This is a genomic window from Desulfovibrio sp. DV (genome assembly GCF_001936595.1).
Taxonomy (GTDB): domain Bacteria; phylum Desulfobacterota; class Desulfovibrionia; order Desulfovibrionales; family Desulfovibrionaceae; genus Solidesulfovibrio.
Map to the genome: position 1 here is coordinate 81056 of NZ_MLBG01000001.1, position 26957 is coordinate 108012.

General features: G+C 60.7%; 24 protein-coding genes and 1 pseudogene. 7 read left to right on the forward strand and 18 right to left on the reverse strand.

Annotated elements, in window-relative coordinates; translation table 11 throughout:
- Window positions 1-106: 106 nt before the first annotated feature.
- On the reverse strand, window positions 107-499 hold the full coding sequence (locus DVDV_RS00320) for a hypothetical protein (protein WP_075352748.1): 393 nt from the start codon (window positions 497-499) through the stop codon (window positions 107-109).
- Between the two features lie 157 nt (window positions 500-656).
- Here DVDV_RS00320 and DVDV_RS00325 point away from each other — a divergent pair, with 157 nt between their 5' ends.
- The gene (locus DVDV_RS00325) at window positions 657-3668 is read left to right on the forward strand and encodes an NAD-glutamate dehydrogenase domain-containing protein (RefSeq protein ID WP_254845165.1); all 3012 of its coding nucleotides are present in this window, start codon (window positions 657-659) and stop codon (window positions 3666-3668) included.
- A 186-nt stretch (window positions 3669-3854) separates the two neighbouring features.
- Here DVDV_RS00325 and DVDV_RS00330 read toward each other — a convergent pair whose 3' ends face one another.
- Window positions 3855-4793, reverse strand: coding sequence for an alpha/beta fold hydrolase (locus tag DVDV_RS00330; RefSeq protein WP_217694110.1), 939 nt, complete (start codon window positions 4791-4793; stop codon window positions 3855-3857).
- 142 nt (window positions 4794-4935) lie between these two features.
- On the opposite strand from DVDV_RS00330, the gene DVDV_RS00335 reads away from it, so the two are divergent.
- On the forward strand, window positions 4936-5334 hold the full coding sequence (locus DVDV_RS00335; protein ID WP_075352749.1) for a helix-turn-helix domain-containing protein: 399 nt from the start codon (window positions 4936-4938) through the stop codon (window positions 5332-5334).
- A gap of 272 nt (window positions 5335-5606) precedes the next feature.
- Here the strand turns inward: DVDV_RS00335 and DVDV_RS00340 are convergent, their stop codons facing one another.
- The 6 genes and pseudogenes from DVDV_RS00340 to DVDV_RS00355 all read right to left on the reverse strand — a co-directional run bounded on the left by DVDV_RS00340 (window position 5607) and on the right by DVDV_RS00355 (window position 10304).
- Window positions 5607-6344 (reverse strand): tetratricopeptide repeat protein, encoded by a 738-nt coding sequence (locus DVDV_RS00340; RefSeq protein ID WP_075352750.1) that lies wholly within the window; start codon window positions 6342-6344, stop codon window positions 5607-5609.
- A gap of 19 nt (window positions 6345-6363) precedes the next feature.
- Entirely contained in the window at window positions 6364-7443 is a 1080-nt protein-coding gene (locus DVDV_RS00345) for a tetratricopeptide repeat protein (protein WP_075352751.1), read from the reverse strand.
- A gap of 330 nt (window positions 7444-7773) precedes the next feature.
- Window positions 7774-7968 carry a hypothetical protein gene (locus tag DVDV_RS23850; RefSeq protein ID WP_368482901.1) on the reverse strand — a complete coding sequence of 65 codons (195 nt, stop codon included), beginning with the start codon at window positions 7966-7968 and terminating at the stop codon, window positions 7774-7776.
- Window positions 7969-8120: 152 nt separating this feature from the next.
- Window positions 8121-8681 (reverse strand): annotated as a pseudogene (locus tag DVDV_RS23055) (DUF2207 domain-containing protein); the annotation flags it as partial.
- A gap of 31 nt (window positions 8682-8712) precedes the next feature.
- Window positions 8713-9735, reverse strand: coding sequence for a DUF2207 domain-containing protein (locus DVDV_RS23060; RefSeq protein WP_254845167.1), 1023 nt, complete (start codon window positions 9733-9735; stop codon window positions 8713-8715).
- On the reverse strand, window positions 9732-10304 hold the full coding sequence (locus tag DVDV_RS00355) for a LemA family protein (RefSeq protein WP_083634518.1): 573 nt from the start codon (window positions 10302-10304) through the stop codon (window positions 9732-9734). The genes DVDV_RS23060 and DVDV_RS00355 overlap by 4 nt, the downstream gene beginning before the upstream one ends.
- 157 nt (window positions 10305-10461) lie before the next feature.
- Here DVDV_RS00355 and DVDV_RS00360 point away from each other — a divergent pair, with 157 nt between their 5' ends.
- From DVDV_RS00360 to DVDV_RS00370, 3 genes are all read left to right on the forward strand, one after another.
- The gene (locus tag DVDV_RS00360) at window positions 10462-12483 is read left to right on the forward strand and encodes a nitrogen regulation protein NR(II) (RefSeq protein WP_075352752.1); all 2022 of its coding nucleotides are present in this window, start codon (window positions 10462-10464) and stop codon (window positions 12481-12483) included.
- A gap of 80 nt (window positions 12484-12563) precedes the next feature.
- A complete protein-coding gene (locus DVDV_RS00365) occupies window positions 12564-14519 on the forward strand; it encodes a molybdopterin-dependent oxidoreductase (RefSeq protein ID WP_075352753.1) in 1956 nt (651 codons plus the stop codon).
- Window positions 14516-14848, forward strand: a complete 333-nt coding sequence (locus DVDV_RS00370; protein ID WP_075352754.1) for an antibiotic biosynthesis monooxygenase — start codon at window positions 14516-14518, stop codon at window positions 14846-14848. The genes DVDV_RS00365 and DVDV_RS00370 overlap by 4 nt, the downstream gene beginning before the upstream one ends.
- Before the next feature lie 77 nt (window positions 14849-14925).
- Here the strand turns inward: DVDV_RS00370 and DVDV_RS00375 are convergent, their stop codons facing one another.
- From DVDV_RS00375 to DVDV_RS00410, 8 genes are all read right to left on the reverse strand, one after another.
- Window positions 14926-15231, reverse strand: coding sequence for a ferredoxin (locus DVDV_RS00375; RefSeq protein WP_043631043.1), 306 nt, complete (start codon window positions 15229-15231; stop codon window positions 14926-14928).
- Between the two features lie 136 nt (window positions 15232-15367).
- Entirely contained in the window at window positions 15368-16753 is a 1386-nt protein-coding gene (gene nifK, locus DVDV_RS00380) for a nitrogenase molybdenum-iron protein subunit beta (protein WP_075352755.1), read from the reverse strand.
- Window positions 16754-16786: 33 nt separating this feature from the next.
- On the reverse strand, window positions 16787-18409 hold the full coding sequence (nifD, locus tag DVDV_RS00385) for a nitrogenase molybdenum-iron protein alpha chain (RefSeq protein ID WP_075352756.1): 1623 nt from the start codon (window positions 18407-18409) through the stop codon (window positions 16787-16789).
- A 52-nt stretch (window positions 18410-18461) separates the two neighbouring features.
- Window positions 18462-18836, reverse strand: coding sequence for a P-II family nitrogen regulator (locus DVDV_RS00390; protein WP_075352757.1), 375 nt, complete (start codon window positions 18834-18836; stop codon window positions 18462-18464).
- An 11-nt stretch (window positions 18837-18847) separates the two neighbouring features.
- Complete coding sequence (locus DVDV_RS00395) at window positions 18848-19177, reverse strand: P-II family nitrogen regulator (RefSeq protein WP_043631125.1); 330 nt, start codon at window positions 19175-19177, stop codon at window positions 18848-18850.
- Between the two features lie 49 nt (window positions 19178-19226).
- Entirely contained in the window at window positions 19227-20051 is an 825-nt protein-coding gene (gene nifH / locus DVDV_RS00400; protein ID WP_075352758.1) for a nitrogenase iron protein, read from the reverse strand.
- Between the two features lie 463 nt (window positions 20052-20514).
- Window positions 20515-22665 (reverse strand): Tex family protein, encoded by a 2151-nt coding sequence (locus tag DVDV_RS00405; RefSeq protein ID WP_075352759.1) that lies wholly within the window; start codon window positions 22663-22665, stop codon window positions 20515-20517.
- Window positions 22666-22709: 44 nt separating this feature from the next.
- Complete coding sequence (locus DVDV_RS00410; RefSeq protein ID WP_139311459.1) at window positions 22710-22970, reverse strand: hypothetical protein; 261 nt, start codon at window positions 22968-22970, stop codon at window positions 22710-22712.
- Window positions 22971-23251: 281 nt separating this feature from the next.
- Between DVDV_RS00410 and DVDV_RS00415 the strand changes: the two genes are divergently transcribed.
- Window positions 23252-23740 (forward strand): SRPBCC family protein, encoded by a 489-nt coding sequence (locus tag DVDV_RS00415; RefSeq protein ID WP_075352760.1) that lies wholly within the window; start codon window positions 23252-23254, stop codon window positions 23738-23740.
- Here the strand turns inward: DVDV_RS00415 and DVDV_RS00420 are convergent.
- Window positions 23730-24314: a DUF1571 domain-containing protein gene (locus tag DVDV_RS00420; RefSeq protein ID WP_175577032.1), complete on the reverse strand. Its 585-nt coding sequence runs from the start codon at window positions 24312-24314 to the stop codon at window positions 23730-23732. The two genes, DVDV_RS00415 and DVDV_RS00420, sit on opposite strands and share 11 nt — an antisense overlap.
- Window positions 24315-24701: 387 nt before the next feature.
- Here DVDV_RS00420 and DVDV_RS00425 point away from each other — a divergent pair, with 387 nt between their 5' ends.
- On the forward strand, window positions 24702-24908 hold the full coding sequence (locus tag DVDV_RS00425) for a hypothetical protein (RefSeq protein ID WP_075352762.1): 207 nt from the start codon (window positions 24702-24704) through the stop codon (window positions 24906-24908).
- Between the two features lie 516 nt (window positions 24909-25424).
- Here DVDV_RS00425 and DVDV_RS21955 read toward each other — a convergent pair.
- Entirely contained in the window at window positions 25425-26432 is a 1008-nt protein-coding gene (locus DVDV_RS21955) for a hypothetical protein (protein ID WP_139311460.1), read from the reverse strand.
- Window positions 26433-26957: the final 525 nt, after the last annotated feature.

The window sequence follows — 26957 nt, forward strand, 5'->3', positions numbered from 1 at the left end:
TTTTTTCACGCTCCCGTCCACGGTTACGCTAACGCCACCCTTTACCCCTTTGGGGGGTCCTCCTCAGGCCCCGGCCGCCGGAGGCTCTCTTTCTCTTTTTATCTCCCTAACGGGCCGCCCGGCCTGTGCCGTGGTACATTTTGGCTTCGGTCTTGGCCGGCTTTTTCGTCAGGTAGGTGTACCGTTTGCCGGCCACTTCGGCAAAACGGGCCAGGATGGCCGGCAGATCGGACTCCCGAAGTTCTGCAGCCAGGGGCTCGTGGCTGGCCAGGCGTGGGGAGAGCGTAAAGCCCGGGGCCTGCCCCGGGGTCAGAACAATATCTTCGTAGAGTACCTCAAAGGCCTCGCTGTGTCCGGCCAGGATGCCGTTGACAAGTTCCAGCATGGTGTAGACGAAAAATTTCTGCACATCGGCCGTTGATTCGGCCAACCCCATGCTTTCGCGGAATTTTGGGGTCAATTCGTTCTCGAGTTTGGTAAACGAAGCCATTCTGGTCATAGAGCCTCCCTGTTTGGGGTTGGCACACTCATAGCGCACAATGGCGGGGAAGGGGAAGGGCGCTTGCCATTTCCTGCGCCTTTGGCCATGAAATGGTTTCCTGGGGATGTCCAGATGCTTGTCGCGCCGCCAGTCACCTTTTGCCAAGGAGCCGCCTGTGACCCTGCCCGAACGCCCCAATGCCGCCTCCTTCGCCCGGGTCGTCAACCGGGAACTGCGCAGCGAATCGGACGCGCTTATCCCCTGGTTTCTGGCCAATATGCCGGCTTATTATTTTCGCACCCACGCCCCGGCCGAACAGGCCCGCCACATCCGGGCCGTGATTTCCGGCGAGGTGCTTTCCGGCGGCCAGTCGGCCACCCTGTGGAATCCCGAACGGACCCGCGTCACCCGCATAGCCCCGGCCGGCACGCCAGCCTTGCTGGAACATCTGGTTGAACGCTCCGACGACAACATCCGTACCTCCCGCCTCTATTCCTCCCTGGATGGCCGGTTGCGGCTGGACACCTTTCTGCTGGAGCCACAGGAGCCGGTCGGGAGCGGCAGCCGGGCCATGCGTCAGGCTGTTGGCCTGATGGAGTCCGGCGGCCATCTTGATCCAAGGCAGCGCAAGGCCTTCATCGCCTTCCTGTGTGGCGCGCCGGCGGATTACGTGGAAAAATTCGATCCCCTCCGGGCTGCCCGCCATTTTTCCCTGGTCCGGGAATTGGACGGCCAGGACGGCGTGCGGGTGGAGCTGCATCTGCTGGCCGAGGATTCCGAGAGCCGGCTGGTGGTGGCCATGCGCGAACCGCCGCGAAGCGGACTGCTGTTGCAGGTGGCCCGGACGGTCCTGGCCGAGGAGCTTGACATCCTGCGCGGCTATTCCGACCGCTTTGTCCTCCCGGGTGGCGACGTCTCGGTCATAAGCCTGTATGTGGCCAAAGACGGCCAGGCCCTTGATGCCGGGCACCCGGCCTGGAAACGGCTGCGCCTGCGCCTTCGCCGGGTGAAATGGACGGTGCCGACGGCCCTGGACGCCCTGTCCCGGGAACACGGCCTGAGCCCGGAAGAGGCCGAGCTGGCCGCAGCCGGGTGCGAATGCGTGCGACAGTTCCTGATTGGCCACAATCCGCATGCCTTTAGTTCCTACAACGTCAAACAGGCCGTGCTGCGCCATGTGCCCCAGGTCCGGGCCTGTCTGGCTGCCTTCGACGCCCGGTTCAACCCGGCTCTGGCCGACCGCCACCGCCAGGACGGCTCCGTCGAGGAGGCTGCCCGGGCCGGTCTGGCCGCGGTTGAGGACGAGGTGGCCCGGCGCATCCTCTCGGGACTGCTTACCCTGTGGCGGCACACCCTGCGCACCAATGCCTACCTGCCTGAACGCTTCGGGCTGGCCTTTCGTCTCGATCCGGCCGTCATTGCCGCCATTTCCGGCCAGCCGCCGGCAGGTGACGAGCAAGTGCCCCATGCCCTGTTTTATTTCAGCGGCCCGCACATGCGCGGCTTTCATGTGCGTTATCGGGAGATGGCCCGCGGCGGGGTGCGTCTGGTGCGGGCCAAAACCTCGGCCCAGCTTGAGGCCGAGGCTGGGCGTCTCTATGCCGAAGCCAAGAATCTGGCCCTGTCCCAGCAGTTTAAAAACAAGGACATCCCCGAAGGCGGGGCCAAGGCCGTGCTGCTGCTCGGTCCCGGAGCCGACGCCACACTGTCGCTGAAATGCGCTGTGGACGGCCTGCTCGATCTGCTGGTCCTTGGCGAGGGCGGGGAGAGTCTCCCCGGAGTGGTGGATTATCTGGGCCACCCCGAACTCGTCTATCTCGGCCCCGACGAGGGCATCACCCCGGACCACATCCGCTGGATCGTGCGCCGGGCCGGGGAACGCGGCTACGGCTGGCCGCGCACGTTTATGAGTTCCAAGCCCGAAGGTGGCATCAACCACAAGCAGTATGGCGTAACCAGCCTTGGCGTGCTGGAGTTTGCCGACGCCTTTTTGCGCGAGGCCGGCATCAATCCCGACACCACATCCTTCACCGTCAAGCTGACCGGCGGTCCGGCCGGGGATGTGGCCGGCAATGCCTTGCTCCAGCTCTTTGCCCGCTACGGCGACCGGGCCAGGGTGGTGGCGGTCAGCGACGGACACGGCGCAGCCTACGATCCGCGCGGGCTCGATCACGCCGAACTGGCCCGGCTGGTTGCGGCCGAACACCACATCGCCGGCTTTTCCCCGGACAGGCTGTCCGGCGACGACGCCTTTGTGGTGCGCTCCGACACGCCCGGCGGGGCCAAAATCCGCAGTCACCTGCACAATACCGCGGCAGCCGACCTCTTCATTCCGGCCGGCGGCCGGCCCGACACCATAAACGACGGCAATTGGCAGGAGTTTTGCGACGCCGCCGGCCGGCCCTCGGCCCGGATCATCATTGAGGGAGCCAACCTCTTTCTCACCGGTCCGGCCCGGCAGCATCTGGAAGCAGCCGGCGTGCTTATCGCCCCGGGCCCCTCGGCCAACAAGGCCGGGGTCACCTGCTCGTCGTATGAAATCCTGGCCGGCATGGCCATGAGCGAGGCTGAGTTTGCCGCCTGCCGGCGTCGGTATGTGCCGGAAGTGCTCGCTCTTTTGCGCCAGAAATGCCGGGATGAGGCCGGCCTGCTTTTGCGTGAGCGGCGGCTCTCCGGCGGCCGGATCGGGCTTGTGGCCCTGAGCCGCGACGTCTCTTCCGAAATTACCGCCTTGAAGGACGCCATTGGTCAGGCCCTGGCCCGGGAAGTCCCGACCGTGGCCGACGTAGCCGGCGACAGCCTGCTTGTGCGCCTTGTAGCCGCCCACTGTCCGCCGCTGGTGGCTGCACGGTATTTTGACCGGCTGCTGGCCACGGCTCCGGCGTCGTATCTCCACGCAGTCATCGCCGCCCATGCCGCTTCCACCATTGTCTACGCCGAAGGGCTTGGCTGGCTGTCGCGGCTGGCCGGCCTGCGGGATCTCATGACCGTGGTGCGGACCTATTTCGCCACGGCCGACGTCCTGGCCGGGCAGCTTTCGGCCGTCGCCAAAAGCCGTCTGCCCGGGCGCACGGAGATAGCCCGGGTTCTGGCCCGAACCGGGCATAAGACCTTGTGCGAGGAGGCGCTTGGCCTGGATGGTCCCAGGCCGGGCGAGGGTTCGTGTTGTGTTCGTGACATATCTTGATATATTGAATAGTTGGAGAGTCTGGAGGCGATTGTCTCTGAAGCGCATTGAATTGTCCGAGGAAGAGGAGCCCTCCTCGGTGCTGGGTTGCCGGCAGCCGAGGGGAGGCCGCCCACCTCGGCCTTGGCTGATGGTGAGAATCCAGTTGCAGTGTCCAAATATGGACAGTTCAGAGTATCATGCCTCTCAGAGCGCATCGACCCAGGCAATGATCGACGCATTCACATCATCCTTTCGATCCTGCATGATCCAATGGCCGGCGTCTTCCCACAGCGCGACCTTCGATTTTGGGTGATAAAACCATGTGCGCATCCGTTCGGCTTGTCCTTTCCCTCTGCAAAGATGATAGAAGGGCACGCGAATGGTTTTGCAGAATACCTCACTTTGATTTCCAAGTCCGACTTGATCGGGGCCGAAGAACAATGGGCCAAAAGATTCACGTACAGGATCCATCGGCGTGCCCTGAAGGCGTCTGGCATGCCACCGTTTTAAGGCAGGGTCTGTGGCTTTATCGTAAAATCCGGCGAACAAGGTGGGCCCTACATCGGCTGGATTGCCGTGTTGCAGATCAGAGACTGCTTTTTGAAACGTGGGAGCGAGCTTGTCGGAGAACCCGAGCGAGCCATCAACCGAGACGACCCCTTTGATCAGGTCGGGGCGTTTGTTCGCGAGGCGGGCGGCGATTTGTCCTCCCATTGAATGTCCCACCAGCACAAATTTCTCGCTTGAAAATCTGGTTTCGATAAGCGCCTCGATATCTGCGACATAGTCATCCGGCATGTAACTGCCAGACGGCATCACCTCGGATCTGCCGTGCCCGCGCAAATCCACGGCAACAACGCGATAATGGCTCTCCAGCGCCGGGAGTTGCCAACTCCAGTCGTGAGAGTCGCAACTCCAGCCGTGGAGCAGCATCATATTTATACCTTTACCAGCGTCAGTATAAAAAATTTCTGCTGTTCGCTTGCCTGCGGCAACGGCCTGTCTCGAAGTTGTTGTGGTTGCGGTCAGACCCATGAGCGTCAGTAGTCCGCGTCTGGTCATGGCCATATTTGCCGTGGCTGCGGTCAGACCCAGCAGCTTCAGAAGACCCCGCCGGGACATGGTCATGCTTTGTGTTTTCAATGCTGACATCCTTTCAAGATTTCTCGTCGACATCAACGTCGGCAACTGTCGATGCAGTGGGCTTGTGCTTCCTAAATATATGTTGTAAATTTAGTGTCAATTACGCACCTTCAGTCGCCTAGGTATACTCGAGGATATCGTCATGCCACAAAATGTAGACGCTGTTTTCTTCGCGGACTGCGCGGCGCGGTCGTTCTTCGATCAGGTCGCAAACAAGTGGTCCGTAATGATCCTGACTATTCTGGAAGAGAAACCGACACGATTTAACGGTTTCATGCGCCGGCTTGAGGGCATTACGCATAAGGCACTGACCCAGGCCTTGAGGCGATTGGAAAGAAACGGACTGATCCAACGCAAGGTGATTGCAACCTCTCCTGTCGCCGTCGAATATTCAATTACTGAACTTGGTAGAACGCTGCAGGTGCCTTTTGGGGCGGTCTACGATTGGGCGATCAAACATTTGCACCAAATCGAGGGAGCCCGTGAACGCTATGACGCGAGAGGGGAACATCCAGCACAATCTGATGCGAGCGTCTCATGAACGCCACAAAGGGTCAGGCCCGATCTTTTTGAGATTGGATGCCCTGTTGCATGGAATAGTTTACTTGAGCGTAGGAGAGCGGGTGTCAGAGCGGCAGGATCAACCACAAAGCAGACAAGCCGAAAATTGACGAGAGGATCAAGGCAAGTGCTTGTCCCCCAAATCATGGCCTCTATTCGGTGCTCCAATGAGCAACGTACGCATCCCTTCCAATGGAACTATGAGGGAAAATCGCTCTGCTTGGAGCGCAAATAAATGGAGCGAACGCGACACTATATCTTGATTGGCGGGGCGTCCAGGCGGGCCGGAGTGTTCCAGATGCGTTCGAGCAGGCGTTTGGCCTCGGCCAGATCGGGATTAAGCGCCAGGGCCTCCTTGGCCATGCCTTCGGCTTCGGGCAGCTGGTTTTGCTCGAAATAGACCCGGGCGATGTTGAGCAGGAGATGGTCGTCGTCGCTTGATAGCTCGCGCGCCCGGAAATAGTACTTGAGGGCCTCGTCAAACAGCCCTTTTTTGCGCAGATTGATGCCAAATTCGTTAAAAAGATGCTTGTGTCTCGGTTCAAAGGCCTCTTCCAGCCGCACCAGCCGGTCAAAGATGTAGGTGGCCTTTTCGGTCTTGTTGAGAGCCAGATAGACCAGTCCCAGGCCGAAATTGGCCCGGATATTGTCTTCATCGATACGTTTTATCTTTTGGTATTCCTGCTCGGCATTGGCGTACTTGGCCGTCGTACGGTAGTGGTCGCCAACGAGCAGGGGCTGGCTGAGCAGCCGGTAGCTCAGGTCGGGTTCGAGGTGGTATTCCTCGAACAGTTTGGTGCGGGTGATGACGCAGGGGCTTCCCTGGCGTTTGAAATCCATGTCCAGGCTTTGCACCTCGAACCGGTCGTTGTCGATTTCCTTGACGAACCAATAGGTTTCGGAAAGGGCGGTATTTTTGGTAACGCCGAAACCGACCTTGATGGTTGTCTTGAGAGAAAAGATGCCGGAAATCCGGTTTTCCTGGGTCATGGGAGCGGCCCGTTCGTCCTCAGACGTCCATGGCCAGGCGATCCTGGCCGACGTCGGTGGCAACCGTTTTCGGGGATGCGGAAAGCTGATCGTATTGTTTGGCGCGCAATTTGGCAAGGAGCTGGGCGGCTTCGGGGAACGGGTCGCGAATCCGGGTGGCCCGCTCCAGATGCTGTATGGCCTGGGCATAGTCCTTGGCAAAGATGCAGGCCTTGGCGATGTTGTACAGGAGATTCTCGTCATCCGGCGTCAGGGTCAGGGCCTGGGCGTAGGCGTGCATGGCCCCGGCGTAATCGCCCTTTTTACGCAGGTCGATACCCAGGGAATTGTACGGATTGACGGCATCGGGATTGGCTTCGAGGATTTCGGCAAACAGTTCCTTGAGTTCGGCCATGCGATCCTGCAAAGCCAGGATCTCGGCTGATTTATCAAGGTAGGCCCGGTAGTTGGCGTCGTCGCCCTTGCCCTTGTAGGCATGGGCCATGCCCTTGTAGGCCTCGGCGTACATGGAATTGAGGGCCACTGCCTTGTTAAAGGCCACAATGGCCTTGCCGAACTTCTGCCGGTGCAGATAGTCCATGCCCTTGTCAAACCAGACGAGTGACTCGTTTTTCTCTTCCACAATCTCGGAAAATTCCTGCAATGCCTCGTCAAACTTACCTTGTTGCACCAGCTTGTTGGCCGTGTCCAACTGTTCCTGTTCGACGATATCGGCGTTGGTCGTTTCGATGGCCATCTGGATGTGCCGCTCAAAGGTCGTGATGGAATAGGGGCGGATGACATAGCCGTTGCAGCCGGCGGCAATGGCTTTGACGACATGCTGGATATTGCTTTCGACCGTGACCATGATGACCGGCAGGAGTTTGGCCCTGGTGGCTTTGCGCAAGGCGCGCAGACAGGAATAACCGTCCATGCCCTTGACTGCCGCATCAATCAGAACGACCTGCACCGCTTCTTCCTGAATAGGCTGAAGCAGGTCTTCAAGCTCGTCGCACACCAGGATATTTTTGACGTTGAGATCGAGACAGCACTTCTTGTCTCTGGTGGCGTGGTGCAGGTTGTTGGTCAGGATGCCGATGGAGATATCGTGATTTTCCATGGTTTGCTCGGTTGGCCGGAGGATGTTCGTCACTGCTGGTTCGGAGTGGTACACAGGGTGTGTGCCCTGGAAATCGCCCCGGAACCAAGGAACAACCGGCAGCCGCAGGCAATACCGTATTTAGCATGGATTGCACCAGAATCCAAGGGAAAAGCGGCAACGGACGCAACTCCGTGGGAAGTGGGCACAGCGTGTTGTGCACAGCAGTCCCGGAGGTGAAGTGGTTTGTGTGGCAACCATCACACCGTGACTGCTGCAATCCGATTCTGGTGTGGAACTTTGAGCGCAGTGCCAACGAGACGCGGCCTGTTTCCCGGCCCGTCGGACGCGTCAGTCAACGGGTGGCCCTGGGGCAGAAACAAGAAGCCTGGCAAGGCGTTCGGCCGCCGCTACCAGCCGCCGCCCCCGCCGCCTCCGCCGCCGCCTCCGGAACCGCCGCCCCCGCCGCTGCCCGATGTCGAACCGGGGGCCGTGGCCGAGGAACTGATGGCCGTGGAAAATCCCGTGCCCAGGCTGTCGGCAAATCCGGAGAAATCACCCGTGCCAAAGCCGTGTCCCACGTACCATGACGGGCTGTAGCCCTCGGCCGCCGCCCGGTTAAGGACGTCGGCAAAAAGCGCTGCCCAGGCGTTTTCCACGTCCAGGGCCAGGGCGTAGGGCAGGTAGCGTTCAAAGAGTTCCGGGGTGCGCTCGGGTGGATGGAGCATTTCGAGGCGCTCGCGCTCGCCAACAGACAGATAGAGCCGAAAGCCTTCCAGCGCGTCCATGACCCGGCGGCCTTCCGGGGTCGGGGCCTTGAGCAGATGCCAGAACAGGGCGTTTAAGACCGCGATGATGGTCAGACAACCAACGGCCGGCAGTGAAACGGCCACAGACAAAAAGGCCAGACCGGCCACTTCACCCAGGACAAAGGGCACGGCCATGAGGCAGGTGAAGATGGCGGCGAGAATGGTCATGAACCGTGGCCGGGCCCGGGCGCGGCGAAGCGCTTGCAGGGCCCGCAGGCTGAGCGCAGCTACGGCAAAGGTCCAGATGCCGATCCAGGAAAAAAAGATGCCGGCCATGGCCGGGTCGTCGGCCCGAAGCGCCGTCAACCCGAAAGCGAGCAGCGACAGGGCCGCACCGACAACGTAAAAACTCCGGTTCACCCGGAAATACGACCCGGCCTGGCTGCTGCGAAGGGCGCGTTCCAGGCCTTTGCGGGCCTTGGCAATGCTGGCATGGTTTTCCTGTTCCATGCGTAGGGCCGGCAAGCCCCCCAGGAGATCGTTAAGGATGCCGTCCTGCCAGGAGCCCTTGGGGAAGGCGTTTTTTACCCCGCCCCACAATGTAGACGTCCTTGCTATCCTCGATGGTCACGCCACCGGCCACGGCCATCTCCATCAGGCCGGCGGCAAAGGTCTTGTCGTCAAACCCCATGCGCCGCACATAGCGGGCGGCCGGGGCGGAGAGGTCGGCCGGCGGGGTGAAAAGCGGTATGGTCAGGCCGCGCGCCGGGTCGCGCCCGACCAGAAACCAGGCGGTCAGGAAAAAGGCCGTCACTACCGCCAGACCGGCGGCAGCCATGTGAAAGGCCGGGCCGGACAGGGCGCGACCAACCGGCGTTGGCAGGGTGACAAAGCCTTTGGAAAAGGCCACGGCCACGGTCAGTCCCTGGCCGGGAGGCAGCATGCCGGTTGTCTCGCAGAAAAAAACGCCCGGCCTGACGGCAATGGCGTAGTCGCGCCCCTTGGCCCCGGTTGGACCGGTGTAGGCGGCGTGTTGCCTGATCGCGGCTCCGGGGGGCAGAGAGATCGTGGTGGTTGCCTTGTCGATGGGCAGACGCCACCCGTTGCCGGTGACGTTCCAGTAGAGTTCGTCGTAGTCGCCAAACTGGCCGATCTGGCCGTCGGTGACGTAGGTCAGTTCGTAGACGTACTCGCCCGGGGAAAGAAAGCGGCCTTTTTTTCCCATGTAGACCTTGATGCCGTTTCCGGCCGATTCGGTACGGTAGTCTTCGCTGTGTCCGTCGCGGCGTACGGACAGGACGCGAAACCCTGCCGTCACCGCTTTGCCGTCAGGAGCAGTGTACCGGGTGGGAAATTCCCGAACGATGCCCTGGCGGATACTGGCCCCGGTGGCCTGGACACGGATGGTTTCGGTGACGGTCAGGTCTGCTGTCGGATCGATCGCCACCTGGCTGTCAAAGGACAGGATGCGCTCGGAGGCTCCATCGGCCGAAGCCGCCCAAAGCGTGGCGGGGAGGCTTGCCAGGAGGAATAAAAGGAGGCTTGCGACCCATTTGCGGATCACGACCCGGCTCCGTCGTCGAAGCTGACGCGGGGGGCGTTGCGGTCGGCCGGGTCGTCGAGTTCAAAATAGGGCAGCACGGAAAATCCGAAGGCCCCGGACAGAAGATTGGCCGGAAAGGTCTGGACCCGGTTGTTCTGGGCGCGGGCTGCGCCGTTATAGTAGCGCCGCGCCATTTGGATCTCGGTCTCTATGCCGGCCAGATCTTGTTGCAGGGAGGCAAAATTTTCACTGGCCCGCAGTTGCGGGTAGCTTTCGGCCACAGCAAACAACCGCCCAAGAGCCTGGGTTAGTTCGCCTTCCAGTCGGAAACGGGTGGTATCATCCGGTGCGGCAGCAATTTTGGAACGCAGCCCCGTCACCGATTCCAGTACACCGCGTTCATGCCCCATGTAGCCTTTGACGGCGGCCACCAGATTGGGAATGAGATCGGCTCGGCGTTTGAGTTGTACATCCACGCCGCTTTTGGCCTCGTCGGCGAGATTGCGGCCACGGATGAGGCCATTGTACAGGCCGACGGCGTACAGGGCGAGCAGCACGATGACGCCGGCAAGAATAAACAGGACGGTCATGGGACGCTCCTTGCAAAACACTTGGGGATATACGTACCATTTTCTCTAGCGGAAATCGGGGCGTTCGCGCAACCGGCATGGTGTTGGTGATTCTTCCCTTGGCGGTCTGCGGGTGCTAGGTAGGGGCGACGGGACGACCCGACACAGGGGGCTTCACATGGGCGCTATCGGCATCTGGCGTGATGAATTGCAGGACGATGTGGCCCGCCTCCTGGAGGCGGCCGGGCACGAGACGGTCGAGCTTGCGGCCGGCTCGCAACTTCCCGGAGGCTTGGCCCTGCTGCTGGGCGATGCCCGGACCGTGCTGGCCCATGCCGGCCGGATTGCCGCCCAAAGGGCCAAAGAGGGGGAGGGCCGGTTGCCGGTCCTGGCCGTCCTGGCCGCAACAGCCGACGACGCAGCCATCAAGGCGGTGTTGGCCGTGGCCGATGAGGTGATTCGCCGGCCTGTGGCTGCGGCCGAACTGTCGGTCCGGGTCGGGAGGCTTCTGGCCTGCCGGGGACAGTCGTTGGCCATTGGCGAACTAAGGACGTACAGCGATGGTACGAAAACCGCCCTGGCTGCCGCCAGCGCCGATCTGTCTCGCCGGGTCAAGGCCCTGCACTGCCTCTCCGAGGTCCATGCTGTAATCCAGCGGTTCGGCCAACCCCGCGAAGAGTTGTTTAAAGGAGTCGTTGCCCTTATTGCCCCGGCCATGCGCTGGCCGCAGGCTGCTCATGCCCGGGTGCTGGCCGATGGCGGAGAGTTCCCCTCGCCTGGATTTCGTCAGGGACCGTGCCAACTGCGTTTCCCCCTGGCTGGATCGGGACAACCCGATGCCGCCCTGGAAGTCTTTTACGACGCCGAAGAACCTGCCTCCGGGGATCGCTGCTTTGACGCCGAAGAAGTCGAACTCGTGCGCCTTGTGGCCCAGCGCCTGGACCGGACCCTGGCCCGGCTTGGAGCCGAAGCCGCCCTGGCCCGGGAGCGCGAATTTTCCGCCCTGCTCATGAATACCCTGCCCGGCGGGGTGGTCCGGTTGAACCGGGACGGGGCCATCGTTTTTTGCAACCCCCGGGCCGCAGCCGTCCTTGAACTGCAAAATCGAAGTCTCGGCTCCCATGCCTACGACGATCCCGGTTTCGGCTCAGCCGATGTGGACGGACGCCCCCTGGCCGATGGCGCGCATCCCTTTGTCCGGGTCCTGGCCACCGGTCGGCCGGTCTACGACATGGTGCTTTCCATTGCCCGGCCCGTGGGCGGAAGGCGCTTTGTCTCGGTGAGCGCCGCGCCGCTTTTCGCCCCGGACGGCACAGTGGATGAGGTGGTGGTGAGCATCGTCGACGTCACCGGCCAGAAGTCCATGGAGCGCCAACTGGCCCATGCCCTTAAAATGGAGTCGCTTGGCCAACTGGCCGCCGGCATCGCCCACGAGATCAACACCCCGGTGCAGTATGTGGGCGGCAATCTGGAATTTCTGGGCAACACCTTCGGCCAACTGCTGGAGCTGCTCGACAAGCTGGCGGCTTCGGCCCTGGCCGGGCAGGGGGATCGGAGTCTGGCCGAGGAACTGGCAACGCTTCTTGGCAACGAGGAGCTGCGGTTTATCTTGGAAGAAACGCCGGCCGCCATTCGGGAATCCAAGGAGGGCCTGGACCGGGTGGCCGCCATTGTCCTTTCCATGAAACGGTTTGCCCATCCGGGCAATGAATTGCCCCAGCCTGTGGACGTGGCCGGGGCTGTGGCCGACACTCTGGCCGTTTCCCGCAGCGCCTGGAAATTTGCGGCCGATGTCAGCGTGGAAATCGACGCCGATGTGCCGCCGGTGCTGTTTGTTCCGGGCGATTTCAACCAGATTCTGCTCAACATCGTGGTCAATGCCGCCCAGGCCATCGAGGAAAAATTCGCTCCAACCGGCCGCAAGGGCCATATCGCCATTCGGGCGGCGCGCAGCGGCGCCGGCGTGGAGCTGGTCATTGCCGACGACGGACCCGGCATCCCGGCCACCATCCGCCAGCGCATTTTCGATCCTTTTTTCACCACCAAGCCCGTGGGCAAGGGCACCGGGCAGGGTCTGGCCATTGTCCACGCCCTTTTGGAGCGCCACAAAGCCGGGCTGGATGTCCTGTCCTCGCCCGGGGAAGGGACGAGCTTCGTGCTGCGCCTGCCCGTGGCCGAACAGGCCAAAATCGGCCGCTAGCCACGGTTGCGGCCGGTCGCGCAGCCGGGTATCCTGACCGGCGTCGTCGTGGTCCTTTGCAAGCGACGCCAGGAGGATACATGCCAACCGGAGCAACCCCCGTTGTTGCCACCTGCACCCGCGATTGCCCGAGCGCCTGCGGTCTTCTGGCCCATGTCGAAAACGGCCGGGTGGTCAAACTGACCGGCAACCCGGACCATCCCGTCAACCTGGGTACGGTCTGCCGCAAGGCTCCGGCCTTTGTGCGCCGCATGAACAGCCCCCATCGGGTGCTTTCGCCGCTTCGCCGCCGCAACGGGACCTGGGTGGCGGTTTCCTGGAAAGACGCCCTGGACGAAATGGCCGACCGGCTCAAGGATTGCGTGGACCGGCTTGGGCCGGAGTCTATCCTCTATTATATGGGCTTTGGCGAGCGCACGGCGCTCAAAATCCTCAATGCCCGCTTTTTCGCCCATCTCGGCGGGGTCACCACCCTTCGCGGGACGCTGTGCGGCGGCACAGGCTATGCCGCCCAGAGCCTGGATTACGGTCCCCGCGTCTCCCACGATCCGGTCGATCTGGCCAATGCCCGCACCATCGTCTTGTGGGGCAGAAATCCCGCCGCCACCCAGTTCGGGCTCATGCCGCATCTGCGCCAGGCCCGGGAGCGGGGCGCCAAGGTGGTGCTTATTGATCCGCGAAACAGCGAATCGGCCGCCCTGGCCGACGTCCATATCCGGCCCAAGCCCGGCCGCGACGCCTTCCTGGCCCTGGCTGTGGCGAAGTACATTATTGAGCAAGGCTGGCAGGATCAGGAATTCCTGGCCAAATACACCGACAACCTGGAAGCTTTTTTAGACCTCCTGGCCCGGTTGTCCTTCGAGGAGTTGCTTGCGGCCTGCGACGTGGACGCACTCGCCATCGACGTCCTGGCCCGCGACTACATTATCGGCCGGCCCACGGCCACGCTCCTTGGCTGGGGCCTGCACCGCTTCACCCTCGGGCATGAGATGATCCGGGCCGTGGACGCCCTGGGTGCCGTCTCCGGCAACATCGGCATCCCCGGCGGCGGCGTGTCCCAGGGCTTCGAGGAATGGGGTCCGTACGACCAGGATCTTTGGGGCACGAACCTCCACCCGCCCCGGCGCACCTTTCTCATGCCGCAGATCGGCCGGGAAATCCTGGAAGCGTCCGATCCGCCTGTGGGCATGGCCGTCATCACCGCAGCCAATCCGGTATGCATGGCCCCCAATTCCGACCTTGTGGCAAAGGCCCTGGACAGCGTGCCCTTTGTCGTGACCATGAACATGTTCCTCGATGATACGGCCGACCACGCCGACCTGTTTCTGCCCTGTGCCGCTTTTTATGAGCAGCGCGACATCGTGGCCAGCTTCGGCCACAATCTGGTCGGGCCGCTTCTTCGGGCTGTCGATCCGCCGGGCGAGTGCCGGTCCCAGTTCGATATTTTCATGGATCTGGCCACGCGCTTTCCCTTTGCCGGCGAGTACGTCAAATCCGAAGAAGCGTGGCTGCGCCTGCTTTTGCGTCCGCTCTTGGAAAAGGGCGTGGCCTGGGATGACCTGTGGCGCGGCCCGGTGCGTATCCCGGACGCGCCGCTGGTGCCCTGGGCCAACGGCCGGTTTGACACCCCGTCCGGCCGCTTCCAGCTTTTGACCGAGGTCACGGCCTGCGCCGATTGCCGCGACGCTGCGCGCTATCCCTACCATCTGCTGACGGTCGGCGGGGCGCGCCATCTGTGTTCCGAGCGCGAACCCGGCGACGGCGACGGCCCGGCCGAACTGACCATGGCCTCCGAGGTGGCCCTGCGCCTGGGCCTTGCCGACGGCAGCCCGGCCCGCATGGTCAGCCCCCTTGGCAGCCTGGCCGTCACCGTGCGCCACGACCCGACCCTTCGCCCGGACGTGGTGGCCTGTGACCGGGGCGGCTGGCAAAAGACCGGCCAGGGCGTCAACCGGCTCATCCCGGACATGGTGAGCGAAGTCGGGCAGGGCACGCCGTATTACGAGGCCCGAGTGGATGTGGAGGCGCTGTCATGATCGCGCGGGAATGGAAATGCCTGTGCCCTGGGAAGCACCGCGACGGGTTTCTCAAGCATCTCTATGCCACCGGCGTGGCCGAGACCTCGGTGCTGCCGGGTTTTTGCGGCTATCAAATTCTTGAGCGGGAGCTTGAAGGCGAAATTGAAGTGACGCTTGTGACCTACTGGACATCGCTTGAGGACGTCCAAGCCTTTGCCGGCGAGGACATCGGGCGAGCGGTGCTCTATCCGGGCGACGACGTGTATGAGATCGTCCCGGAGACGGTGGTGCGGCATTATGAGGTGGTGGGGGCGGGGTGGCCCGAAAGCGGGAACGGTGCGGTCTAAAAAAGCCGCCCCGCTGGGTCCGTAACAGCGGGGCGGCGTCTATCGGGAATCCAATCCAAGCGGTTGGCAAACCGGCTTTACGTAAACAAATAGTCTTCGCAGGCTTCGCCCTTTTCCAGGGCGTCGAGCAACTCATCCACTTTATCTTCGCTGTCGATCTCTTTGTACCACCAGTTATTGGGCATAACGACCACAACCGGTCCGTCTTCGCACTGCTTCAGGCATCCGGTGCTGACCACGCGGGCGTCAATGTCCCGGTCGAGAATGCCTTCTTCCATGTAGCCAAGCAGGTTGTGCGATCCCTTTTTGTGGCAGATGCCCTTGGCCTCGCCCTTGACGCGAAAGCTCGCGCAGACGTTGATCAGGTATTGCGGCTTTTCCATGTTCCGTGCGTCTCCCTCGTGTTGCGTCCAATAAAAATCCGACAGAATTTCAACTGGTGGAAACTTTGTCCCGGTGTGATGTCCTCGAAAGAGCGGTTAGGGCGCTTCGAGGACATCACACCGGGCGTACTCACTGTTACAGCTGGAGCTCGAACCGGGTCTCGGGGGCGTCGCGGTCCAGACGATCGAGGAGGGCTTCCAGGAACTTCTCCATCAGTCGCATGGCTCCGGAGTAGCCGACCGTGGGGAAGTACTGGTGGCCGACGCGGTCAAGGATCGGGAAGCCGTGGCGAATGAGCGGGATGTCCTCATCGCGGGCGATGTACTTGAGGTACGTGTTGCCAATGAGCAGGTCGACCGGGTCGTTTTTCACCCACTGGTGCAGCAGGAACATGTCGGCTTCGCCGCCGCACTTGAACTTGCAGTCATACGGCACGTCTTTGAGCAGTTCCGTCATGCGTTCGTCAAAGTACTTTCCGGCCGTGCCCGTGACCGTGTAGGCCGGGATCATGCCCAGGGTGACGCAGAACTCAACCAGGGCCAGGATCTGGTCGGGGTCGCCGGCCATGGCCACTTTCTTGCCGTAGAAGTACTGGCTGTAGTCGGAGAGGATGTCCACGACCTGGCCGCGCTCGAAGTTGATGGAGTCCGGCACGTCCTTGCCGGTCAGACGGCGCATCATGTCCACGAAGGCGTCGGTGGCCTTGAGGCCGATCGGCAGCGGCAGCACCTTGCCCGGAACCTTGAACTCGGAGTCGAGGTAGTTGACCGCCTCGGTGGTGGCCCAGCGGCCAAGGCCGATGGTGGCGATGGAGTCGCCCATGGTGGCGATCTCAGCCGGGGTGGCTCCGGCGTTGGGGTACATCTCATAGTGACCGGTCAGCGGGCCGTTTAAGACGCCGTTGGTGTCGGGCACCATGGTGATGTCGATGCCCATCATGCCGGCTAAGCGGCGCATTTCGGCCATGTCGGACGGTTCGCAAAAGCCCGGGATGATGTTGAGCTTGCCGTTTGGCGTGCCGGTCTTTTTGACGAAGCCCTTGAGGATGCCCTTGACCATGTTGGCGTAGCCGGTGACATGGGTGCCGACGTAGCTCGGCGTGCTGGCGTAGATGATGTGCTTGCCGTCGGGCACCTTGCCGTCGTCGATGGCCTTCTGGGAGATCTGGCGCAGATCGTCGCCGATGGTCTCGGAGAGGCAGGTGGTGTGGATGGCGATGACCTCGGGGTCATAGAGGGTGAAGATGTTGTCGATGGCCGTGATCAGGTTGGACTGGCCGCCGAACACCGAGGAACCTTCGGTGAAGGAGGAGGTTCCGGCCACGACCGGCTCCTTGTAGTGCCGGGTCAGGGCGGAGCGATGGTAGGCGCAGCAGCCCTGGGAACCGTGGCTGTGGGGGAAACATCCCTTGACGCCAAGGGCCGCGTACATGGCGCCGACGGGCTGGCAGGTCTTGGCCGGGTTGACGGTGAGCGCGGAGCGTTCCTTGATCTCGCCGGTGGTATGTCTTAAGAGAGCCATAATGCTTTCCTTTCTCGCAGATCGCGTTCGTTGCTAGGCCACGTAGGTGGCTTCGAGCTCAGGGCCGGTGGACTGCCAGGGGGCCTTGATGAGATTCCAGACCTTGGTGTTCACCATGCGGTCGATGTCGCGGTACCAGTTGATGGCTCCGTTGAACCCGGCGTAGGGACCGCCCATGTCGTAGTTGTGCAACTGCTTCAGCGGAATGCCCATTTTCTGGACGATGTACTTTTCCTTGATGCCGGCGCAGAAGATGTCGGGCCTGTAGATCTCAAGGAGCTTTTCGGTCTCGTAGTGGTTGATGTCGTCGATGACCATGGCGTTCTTGCCCATGCCCTCGATCATGCCCTCGTAGCCCTTGAAGTCGACGCCCTTCTCGTTGAGTCTGGCCATCTCCTCTTCGGTCTTGCGGGGCTTGAAGCGCTCGGGATCGGGGAGGATCTCCAGCTCTTCGATGTTGCGCGAGTCGGCGTCGACCTTGATGTTGGGCAGCACGTGCCGGCCTTCATAGTCGTCGCGGTGGGCGAACTCGTAGCCCGCGCCCAGGATCTTCATGCCCAATTCCTTGAACAGTTCCTGGTAGTGGTGGGCCCGGGAGCCGCCGACGAAGAGCATAGCGGTCTTGCCTTCGGTGCGCGGCTTGATTTCTTCCACGACCTTGTTGACGGCAATCAGTTCCTCGGCAATGACAGCCTCGACCCGGTCGATCAGTTCCTGATCCTCGAAGTAGGCGGCCATGCGGCGCAGCGACTTGGCAGAAGCTTCGGCCCCGATGAAGTTCACCTTGATCCAGGGAATGCCGAACTTGGTTTCCATCATCTCGGCCACGTAGTTGAGCGAGCGGTGGCACATGACGGTATTGAGGTCGGCGTTGTGGGCCACCCGGAAGTCCTGCACCGTGGAGTTGCCGGAGAAGGTGGCAACCAGGGTGAAGCCGCACTTTTCCAAAATACGCTCGATCTCGAAGGCATCGCCGCCGATGTTGTACTCGCCAAGCATGTTGACCTTGAATTTGCCTTCGATCGGGGTGGTGTCGTCCGTACCGATGACGTGCTTCATGATCTGGTTGTTGGCGATGTGGTGGCCGGCGGACTGGGACACGCCCTTATAACCTTCGCAGGAGTTGGCGAAGATGGTGATGCCAAGCTCTTCCTGCATGGTGCGGGCAACGGCGTGGATGTCATCGCCGATGAGGCCGACCGGACAGGTGGAGAAGATGGAGATGGCCTTGGGATGGAAGGTGTCGAAAGCTTCCTGGATGGCCGCGCGCAGCTTCTTTTCACCGCCGAACACGATGTCGTGCTCGGTCATGTCCGTAGAGAAGGAGTAGGGGATGAAGTTTTCGCCGTCCGGGCCGGCCTCGGTCTGGTTGCGGCGGGTCAGCCAGGAGTAGAAGCCGCAGCCGATGGGACCGTGGGTCAGGTTGATGATGTCCCGGGAGGGGCCGAGAACGACGCCCTTGCAGCCGGCGTAGGTGCAGCCGCGCTGGGTGATGATGCCGGGGATGGTGCGGACGTTGGACTGTATTTCAGGAATCGGTTCGCCCATTTCGGTGCCCGGGAGGATGGACTTGGCCCGCTTGCGCGCGACCTTGGTGGGCATCTTGGCGATCAATTCCTTCTTGATCTCTTCGACATTGGTGGGCTTGGTGCTCATCTCGGTGCTACCTCATTAGGTCTAAGGGGTCCGGGGACGTCCGCCGTGCCGGCTAGACAATAGCCGCTTCGCCGGCTTCGCCGGTCCTGACCCGGATGGAGTCGGAGACGGGCATCACAAAGATCTTGCCGTCGCCGGCCTGGCCGGTCTTGTTGACGCTTATCAGGGCGTCCACAGCTTCTTTGACCTGATTGTCCGGGACCACGATTGAAATGATGCGCTTGGGATAGAGGCGGCCCTTGGTGCCGAGGAGTGCAATGGCTTCCTCGTTTCCGGCCGCCGCGCCGTCAAGCACGGCCTGATTGACCAGACCCTTGCCGCGTCCGTAGCCTTCGCGGGCCACAAAGGCCGGGATGCCAGCATCGGCCAGGGCCTTCTTGGTCTGATTCATCTTGTTCATGCGGATAACCGCCATTATCTCCATCATGACGCGCCCCCTTAGGCTTCCTTGACGCCGGAGGAGATGGTGTACATCTCGCCAACCGGGCTGATGAAGATCTTGCCGTCGCCGAAGGCACCCTTGGAGCCGGTACGGGCTGCTTCCATGATGGTCTTGATCACGAATTCCTTGTCGCTTTCTTCCACGACGCAGATCAGCATGACTTTGGGAATTTCGTCGTACTGGATCTCGCCGATCTTGATGCCGCGCTGCTTGCCGCGACCGGCCACGTTGAACTTGGTGACTGCGGGGAAACCGGCATCCATCAGGGCGGCCAGGACTTCATCGGTCTTCTCGGGGCGGACGATTGCTCTCACCATGGTCAACATATCGAATACTCCTTGCGTGCGTGTGTTGTGTTGCGGATCGGTGGCGCGCCTAGTTGGCGATGCCGAAGTCGACGAGCAGCTTTTCGAGCTGGGCCATTTCCAAGGGCTTGGGGATGACCAGCATCTTGTTCTCGTCGATCTTTTTGGCCAGGGCGCGGTACTCGTCGGCCTGGGGATGCTCGGGGGAGTAGTCGATGACGGTCTTGCGGTTGATCTCAGCCCGCTGCACCTGGTTTTCTCGCGGCATGAAGTGAATCATCTGGGTACCGATCTGGCGGCACAGCTCTTCGATCATTTCCTTTTCGAAATCGACCTTACGGCTGTTGCAGATGATGCCGCCCAGACGCACGCCGCCGGTGTCGGCGTACTTGACGATGCCCTTGCAGATGTTGTTGGCGGCGTACATGGCCATCATCTCGCCGGAGCAGACGATGTAGATCTCTTCGGCCTTGCCATCGCGGATGGGCATGGCGAAACCACCGCACACAACGTCGCCGAGGACGTCGTAGAAGACGTAGTCGAGCTGCTTTTCTTCCTCGTAGGCACCAAGCTGCTCAAGCAGGTTGATCGAGGTGATGATACCGCGGCCGGCGCAGCCAACTCCGGGCTCGGGGCCGCCGGACTCGGTGCACATGGTGCCGCCGTAGCCTTCCTTGAGGATATCGTCGAGATCGACGTCTTCGCCTTCCTCACGCAGGGTGTCGAGAACGGTCTTCTGGGCCAGCCCGTGCAGGAGGAGCCGGGTGGAGTCGGCCTTGGGATCGCAGCCGACCACCATGACCTTCTTGCCCATCTCCGCCAGGCCGGCGACGGTGTTCTGCGTGGTGGTGGACTTGCCGATGCCGCCCTTGCCGTAAATAGCGATCTTGCGCATTTTGTAATGCCTCCTGCTGCAAAGTTGGAATGTTCCTCCTTAGGCAAGAGTCATGCCAGCGCGTACGTGTCGTGATGTATTGGAGTTAATGCTCTGAAATTAAAGAATAACTTTATTTTGAACAAAATCCTGGAGCTCGCGGACCGGCTGCTTCAAACAAAAATGTCGGTCGTACTACGACAAAATTGTTTGGTATTTGTGTAGGCTGTCGGTCGCGGCCGGGCCGGCGTCGGGGCCGGACTCCAGCGCCTGCGGTGAAAAATCCGCGCGCCAAGCCTCAGGTTTTCAGGATTTTGTCGTACTCTTGTCGCTGGCGAAGGATTTGAGCGGCGGACAGACACAGGCACAGCGCCGGATATCCGGCGCTGTGCCTGTGTTGGGAATGACCGGTAGTTTACAGATTTGGGAAAAGATTGGGGAGAAAGCCAGGCCAGGGCCGAGAGCGGTTTGCCGCTCCAGGCGCTTAGGCCCGGCGGCCCGCCTCGCCTAAGGGATCGCTTTTAAGGCTCAGGCTGATGCGGCCGCGCTCCCGGTCGACCTCAAGGACGGTGACGAGCACCTCCTTGCCGACACGCACCACCCGTGACGGGTCGGCAACGTAGGTGTCGGCCAGATGGCTCACATGGACCAAGCCGTCGCGGTGGACGCCAATGTCCACAAAAGCCCCGAAGCTGGCCACGTTGGTGACCAGTCCCGGCAGACGCATTCCGGGCCGCAGATCGGCGATGTCCTCCACGCCTTCGGCAAAGGCGAAGGCGCTGAAGGCCGGGCGCGGATCGCGGCCGGGACGGGCCAGCTCGGCCATGATGTCGCCAAGTGTCGCTTCCCCCACGTCGTCGGCGATAAATTGGGCCACATCGATGCGCGCCCGGGCAGTTGCGTCGGCCACCAGTTCGGCCACGGTGCAGGCCGCCTGGGAGGCCATGCGCGCGACCAATCCGTAGCGTTCCGGGTGCACGGCCGTGGCGTCCAGGACCGGGCCGCCGCGAAGCCGCAAGAACCCGGCCGCCTGTTCAAAGGCCTTGGGTCCCAAGCGCTTGACCTTGCGCAGTTCGGCCCGGGACCGAAATGGCCCATGCTCCAGGCGGTGGGCCAGGATGTTGGCGGCCAGGGACGGCCCAAGCCCGGAGACAAAGGCGAGCAGCTCGAGGCTGGCCGTGTTGAGGTCCACGCCAACCGCATTGACGCAACTGGCCACCACCTCGTCCAGGGCCTGTTTGAGGGCCGTCTGGTCCACATCGTGCTGGTATTGCCCGACCCCGATGGATTTGGGGTCGATCTTGACCAGCTCGGCCAGGGGGTCCATGAGCCGTCGGCCGATGCTCACCGCGCCGCGCACCGTCAGATCGAGGTCGGGAAACTCCCGCCGGGCCACTTCCGAAGCCGAATAGATGGACGCCCCGGCCTCGTTGACCATGATGACCGGCAGCGACAAGCCCAGACCGCCAACAAAGCGCTCGGTTTCCCGGCCGGCCGTGCCGTTGCCGACAGCCACGGCCTGGACAGCGTATTTGGCGCACAGTTCGCGCACGACGACCGCTGCTTCCTCGGCCTGACGCGGGGAGCCGGTGGGGAAGATGGTGGTGTGATACAGGAGCGCCCCCTGGGCATCGAGCACGGCCAGTTTGGCCCCGGTGCGAAAGCCCGGGTCCAGGGCCAGCACCCGGGACTGGCCCAGCGGTGCGGCCAGGAGCAGGTCGCGCAGATTGGCCGTGAAGACCCCGATGGCTTCGCTGTCGGCCCGGGCCTTGACGGCGGCGCGCAGTTCGTTTTCCAGCGACGGCCCAAGGAGCCGCTTGTAGCCGTCCTCCACGGCCGTGGCCACTTCCCGGCTGTCGGCCGTATTGCCGGTGACGGTCAGGCGGTTGACCAGGGCCAGGGCCTCGGCCTCGGGCGGACGCAGGCCAAGGGACAAGATGCCCTCGCGTTCGCCGCGAAACATGGCCAGGACCCGGTGTCCGGCAATGGCGCGCACGGCCTCGTCCCAGTCGAAAAAATCCCGGAAGTTGCCGCCGGCCGCTTCCTTGCCCTTGACCACCCGGGAGACGAAGCGGCTGCGCCGGGTGAAGAGTTCGCGCACGGCCCCGCGAACCCGGGCGTCCTCGGTGACCGTTTCGGCGATGATGTCCCGGGCTCCGGCCAGGGCGGCGTCGGTGTCCGCCACCCCTTTTTCCGGGTCAACGAAGCGCCGGGCTTCGCTTTGCGGATCGAGGCCCGTTTGGCGCAGCAGGGCCTTCGCCAGCGGCTCCAGGCCGCGTTCCCGGGCCATGGCCGCCCTGGTCCGGCGTTTGGGACGATAGGGCAGATAGAGATCTTCCAGCCGGGCCATATCCGGGGCGTCGGCAATGGCCCGGGCCAGGGCGTCGGTGAGCAGGTCGCGTTCGCCCAGGGAACCGAGGATGGCTTCCCGGCGTTTGTCGAGTTCGGTGAGCTGGGCCAGCCGGTCCCGGATGGTGGCCACGGCCACTTCGTCCAGGGAGCCGGAGGCTTCCTTGCGGTAGCGGGCGATAAACGGGACTGTGGCCCCCTCAGCCAGCAACCGGGCGACAGCCGCCACCTGGGCGTCCTTGATGGAAAGTTCCTGGGCGAGAAGACGGGCGTACTTTTCAATCATGTGTAAAGAGGCCTTTTCGGTCTGCCGGCGGCAGCAGGCGTTTGTTAATCCATGTCCGGCAAAATGATGGTTGTGACGAATTTGCCGTCCGGGCCGATGGCGACTTTGAGCATCCGGCCGCCGGTGTTGAGGATGCCGGTTTCCAGGGTAAAGACCTTGCCGTCGTTGGAGTGCCACTCGCCCACGTCATGCTTGGGCTTGGCGCTGGTCTTGTTCTTCTCGATGGTGTCCCAGATCTCGCTTATGTCCTTGGCATTGATTTCCAGAAAACACTGCATCAGCTTGTGAAAGTCTTTCGCGGCCACGGCTTCACCTCGCGCGTGTTCTGACGTTTTTCGACTCCATTGGCGGTTTTGGTCTTTGTCACCCGGTTGTTTTCGTTCTACCTGTTTGGCCGGTCGTTTACGAGCCCTGTCCTGTCGTCTCCCGGTCTCGTGTCATGGGTATTTGTCCGAGGCGCCTGGGACGGACGCAAGCAATCCAGCCAGATGAGAATTCTTAGAAAAAATTCCTGGTCATGACCAGTCAATTGGACGCATATGGGAAGGCAGTCCGGCTTTCGCCTGTGCACGCCGCGGGGTATCGTATGGTTCAATTTGATTTGGTCACGCTTTGGCGCATCGGCTCCGGCTTGACCGAAGTATGGGATGCCATCACCCGGCCGGTGGCTTGGCCGCAATGGTGGCGCGGCCTGGAGGTTGCCGAGGAGTTGGACAGGGGCGGGGCGGACGGCATCGGAAGCAAGCAGCGGTTTGTGTGGAAGGGGGCACTTCCGTACCGGTTGATGACGGAACTGACGATCAGTCGGATTGAACCCCTGGTTATGATCCAGGGCGAAGCCTCGGGAGATGTGACGGGCACCGGGATTTGGCGGTTCGCCTTTGAGGACGGGATCACCGTGGTGCGCCACGAGTGGCGGGTGCGCGCCACGGCTCCCCGGCTCAAGTTCCTGGCGAGCGTCGCCCGGCCGCTGGTCTGTTGGAATCATGGCCGGATCATGGCCTGGGGAGCCCAGGGGCTGGCCCGGCACCTGGGGGCAACCTTTGTTCGTGTGGAGAGAAGGGCTAGGGCGTGAAGAAACGGTCGTCAAAGCGGACGTCGGTTTCCAGGTCGTCCATGAGCACTTCTTCGAGCAGGTTGCCGGCCACGTCGTAGGTGCGCACCTGGAGCGGCAGGAGAGTGACAGCGTCGAGATTCAGGAGAAAGCGGTGGGTGGCGTCCAGGGAGAAGCCGTCTTTGCCCTCGATGTTGACCAGGACGGTCGCTTTGCCGCCCACGGACTCCTCGCCCTGGACCGTTGCCAGTCCCTGTTTTTGGAGCAGCAGCACCCGCCTAAGCAGCGCCCCGATGTCGGACTCGTTCACCTGATGGCCGGAAGGGCTTTTGACCAGCCGGCTGTCCGGACTCAGGGAAAGGGCAAAGGCTTTGGAAATGCCAAAGGGCTGCAGCCGTACCCGGTTGGCAGCGGGGTCGTACACGAGAACCGCGCCTTTGTGCGGCCGGACGAAATCCATGCGGACAAAGCCTGGTTTTTTGAAGGAATACTGGATAATTTCGTTTGAATTGCCGTGCATGACCCGCAGGGTGACGCGGTAGGAGGCCACATTCTCGTAGCTTTTAAGGGCAGCTGTCACCATGTCTTTAGGCATGGACACCAGACTTGCCAGGAGGGCGAGGGTACAGAGCATTGATTTCTTGTCCGGGATACTGCCTGTTGCAGTGGAGCGCCGGACAGGGACGCATACCCGGCAGCGACGGCCACACGATTTGGCATGATTGCGAGGACGACATTTTCGTGCATAGATAAAGAATACGGGAGAGGGGCAGGCCTGTCCAGGTGAAGATGGAAGATGGGCCGACGGCCTGTGGCCCCCTGTGTCGCCCGATAAGGCGATGCCGGGCCGGCCAAAGAAGCGTTGAGGCACATCAAGGGGTCAAATTATAACGGATATTCTTTCAACCCGACACCTACGCTGCACTCCTTTCCTGAATACGCGTCTCGCCGTCCGCCCAACCCTTTCACTGCAGAGGACGCTATGCAGCCAGCCCACATCTTTCCAACGTCCCGACAGCTTGCGCTGAACACGGTTCATTTTGATCTCGCCGACCAGGATGTTTCTTTATCCGGCGTCGTGGCTTGCGGCGAATTGCGTCTTTACGGCGCATCCGGGACCACCGACCCCAATGCCGTCACCTGCCGCCGCTGCCAGCGGACCAAGGCGTATCGAGCGGCCGTGAAGTAAAGGCGGTCAACGTTTCCTTTCCCTCACGATGTGCGCCGGCAACAAAAAAAGGGTCGCGACGGTATGTCGCGACCCTTTGACTTCGGTTTTGGTGGGCAATGTAGGATTCGAATTAAATGCATAAGTGAGGGTTTTTATATACTTGTCTAATTTGAAAATATTATGTTGCCCCTATAGTTGTCCCTAAAAGTATTGTCGCTGAATCGGTGAGTCTGTGGACTTGAGTTAATACCACCACTTGGCTAGCCCAGGGCGATGAGTTCAAGGTCTCCTGCCTGGAAGAGGAGAGGATTGTGTTGGAGAAGAAATAGCATATCTAGCTGAGATTCAGGACAGTTATGCAGACAAGCCCACGTCGTCCAGGAAAATAGGAAGGGCGTGGGTCTGTATTTGTGATTTGGAGAGGTAGTATAGAAATTTATAACGATATAGACGAAAATAATTGATGTGTACTTTTGAGAAATTTCCATGGAAAGTAAACGATGAATTTTAAGTTCAGTATATCTGATAAAATTGTCAGATTGATTTTGATGAAGGGAAAAGATTTAGTGATCGCCTCAGTGTTGCAACTAATTCAGCAGAACTCAATTCATGATCACCCTCTGACCATAATACTGTTGTGCAATGATTCGTATCGAAATGAGTTTTTGCGTTGTCAAATTTTGTTTTTTCACATAAATATATAACGGGTTTCCCAAGGCCTTCAGCGTATCCTGCTTCCCAATAGGCACCATAGTTGTCGTGCGTAAGGTCGGCAATTACAAAGGCAGAATCTCTGATTTTTTCACGCATTATATTGTCAATTATTCCGGCGCGGGCTACATCTCTTAAATCGATGAGGTCATAATTTATTGACTCTTTAACGACAGGCTTGATGATATCTGAAATAAATTTATCTAAAGTTGCATCACCAAATTTCATGGCAATAAAACCATACTTTCCAGCAACTAATCCTTGTCTTTCTGCTTCATAGCGTTCCCATCCTTTGAGGGTAAGACCATATCGATCTCCTTTGATAAACCCTGGGGATCGAGGATTAGGAATGGTATCACACTCTAAAGGTTGGATTAACCCGTACTTTTCAAGTTCTAATCGAAGATTATTGAACATTGGAACGTTGAATGCTCCGATTCGCACCGAATCGATGACATCGTCTATAAAGTGGCCGACACCTGTTTCACGGACTTTATCTCCTAGCAATCGTATAAGGTTAGATGCCTGGATAGACGCGGTCGGGAGATAGCAATTGATAAGAAATTTTTCAATCCAGCTAGTCGTAATGATAATAGCTTCGTAGGTGTCGCGATAGGTGCATAACGAATGTGATAAGCATCTTCGTTGAACTGGCGTTAGTTTGGATGTTCCATTTTCAAAAAAACTAACATAAGCAGATTCAGTAATCTCAAATGAACCACATGCTTGACAATAAAACCCATAACTATCTCGCTGGGTTCGAAAATTCTTACATGTGACGTTGTTGGCACAAAGACAAATCGGACAGAAATTTGGTTGTGGTGAGCTCATTTCAGTGATCCTTCAAGTTCTGTTTGGATTTAAGCCTACATTTTATTGCATCAACTGTTATTTTTAATTCGATACAGGGTCAAGTCGAAGTCCGATCCGACGCCGGAAGAAATGGCCCAGGCCCGAAAGCTGGTCGAACGCAGAGTCAAGGAGGGAGGGGCGGCAACGCCTCCGGCCGCCACGCCCGCTGTCGACCACGAGTTCGTGAAGCGCTGTCTTTAGGCCGGCCAAAAGGGCGACGGACTCCTTTGCGCCGCCATGCATCGGGGACGGGGAAAGCCCGACGGCCATAGGCAACACACTGGGCAGGCTTGGAAAAGACGAAGAGGAACTGGCCGCCCACGCCGAGCTCGTGGCCCGGATGGGGATGCGCCGCAGCCAGCCCTGCGGGAGCAGGTCGCCATAACGCGAAAGAACAAGCGTGTTATTTGAGACAACGTGGGACGGTTGAGGAAGAACTTGGGCTTTTTCCTCTGTTGGCTTTCAGATACCCAAGGACTTATTTGATAGCTAAAGGGTGACGCC

Excerpts from the sequence above, each read along its gene's own strand:
- DVDV_RS00320 (WP_075352748.1), bottom strand. The coding sequence starts at position 499 with ATGACCAGAATGGCTTCGTTTACCAAACTCGAGAACGAATTGACCCCA.
- DVDV_RS00335 (WP_075352749.1), top strand. The coding sequence starts at position 4,936 with ATGCCACAAAATGTAGACGCTGTTTTCTTCGCGGACTGCGCGGCGCGG.
- DVDV_RS00340 (WP_075352750.1), bottom strand. The coding sequence starts at position 6,344 with ATGACCCAGGAAAACCGGATTTCCGGCATCTTTTCTCTCAAGACAACC.
- DVDV_RS00345 (WP_075352751.1), bottom strand. The coding sequence starts at position 7,443 with ATGGAAAATCACGATATCTCCATCGGCATCCTGACCAACAACCTGCAC.
- DVDV_RS00355 (WP_083634518.1), bottom strand. The coding sequence starts at position 10,304 with ATGACCGTCCTGTTTATTCTTGCCGGCGTCATCGTGCTGCTCGCCCTG.
- DVDV_RS00360 (WP_075352752.1), top strand. The coding sequence starts at position 10,462 with ATGGGCGCTATCGGCATCTGGCGTGATGAATTGCAGGACGATGTGGCC.
- DVDV_RS00365 (WP_075352753.1), top strand. The coding sequence starts at position 12,564 with ATGCCAACCGGAGCAACCCCCGTTGTTGCCACCTGCACCCGCGATTGC.
- DVDV_RS00370 (WP_075352754.1), top strand. The coding sequence starts at position 14,516 with ATGATCGCGCGGGAATGGAAATGCCTGTGCCCTGGGAAGCACCGCGAC.
- DVDV_RS00375 (WP_043631043.1), bottom strand. The coding sequence starts at position 15,231 with ATGGAAAAGCCGCAATACCTGATCAACGTCTGCGCGAGCTTTCGCGTC.
- nifK (WP_075352755.1), bottom strand. The coding sequence starts at position 16,753 with ATGGCTCTCTTAAGACATACCACCGGCGAGATCAAGGAACGCTCCGCG.
- nifD (WP_075352756.1), bottom strand. The coding sequence starts at position 18,409 with ATGAGCACCAAGCCCACCAATGTCGAAGAGATCAAGAAGGAATTGATC.
- DVDV_RS00390 (WP_075352757.1), bottom strand. The coding sequence starts at position 18,836 with ATGATGGAGATAATGGCGGTTATCCGCATGAACAAGATGAATCAGACC.
- DVDV_RS00395 (WP_043631125.1), bottom strand. The coding sequence starts at position 19,177 with ATGTTGACCATGGTGAGAGCAATCGTCCGCCCCGAGAAGACCGATGAA.
- nifH (WP_075352758.1), bottom strand. The coding sequence starts at position 20,051 with ATGCGCAAGATCGCTATTTACGGCAAGGGCGGCATCGGCAAGTCCACC.
- DVDV_RS00405 (WP_075352759.1), bottom strand. The coding sequence starts at position 22,665 with ATGATTGAAAAGTACGCCCGTCTTCTCGCCCAGGAACTTTCCATCAAG.
- DVDV_RS00415 (WP_075352760.1), top strand. The coding sequence starts at position 23,252 with ATGGTTCAATTTGATTTGGTCACGCTTTGGCGCATCGGCTCCGGCTTG.
- DVDV_RS00420 (WP_175577032.1), bottom strand. The coding sequence starts at position 24,314 with ATGCCTAAAGACATGGTGACAGCTGCCCTTAAAAGCTACGAGAATGTG.
- DVDV_RS00425 (WP_075352762.1), top strand. The coding sequence starts at position 24,702 with ATGCAGCCAGCCCACATCTTTCCAACGTCCCGACAGCTTGCGCTGAAC.
- DVDV_RS21955 (WP_139311460.1), bottom strand. The coding sequence starts at position 26,432 with ATGAGCTCACCACAACCAAATTTCTGTCCGATTTGTCTTTGTGCCAAC.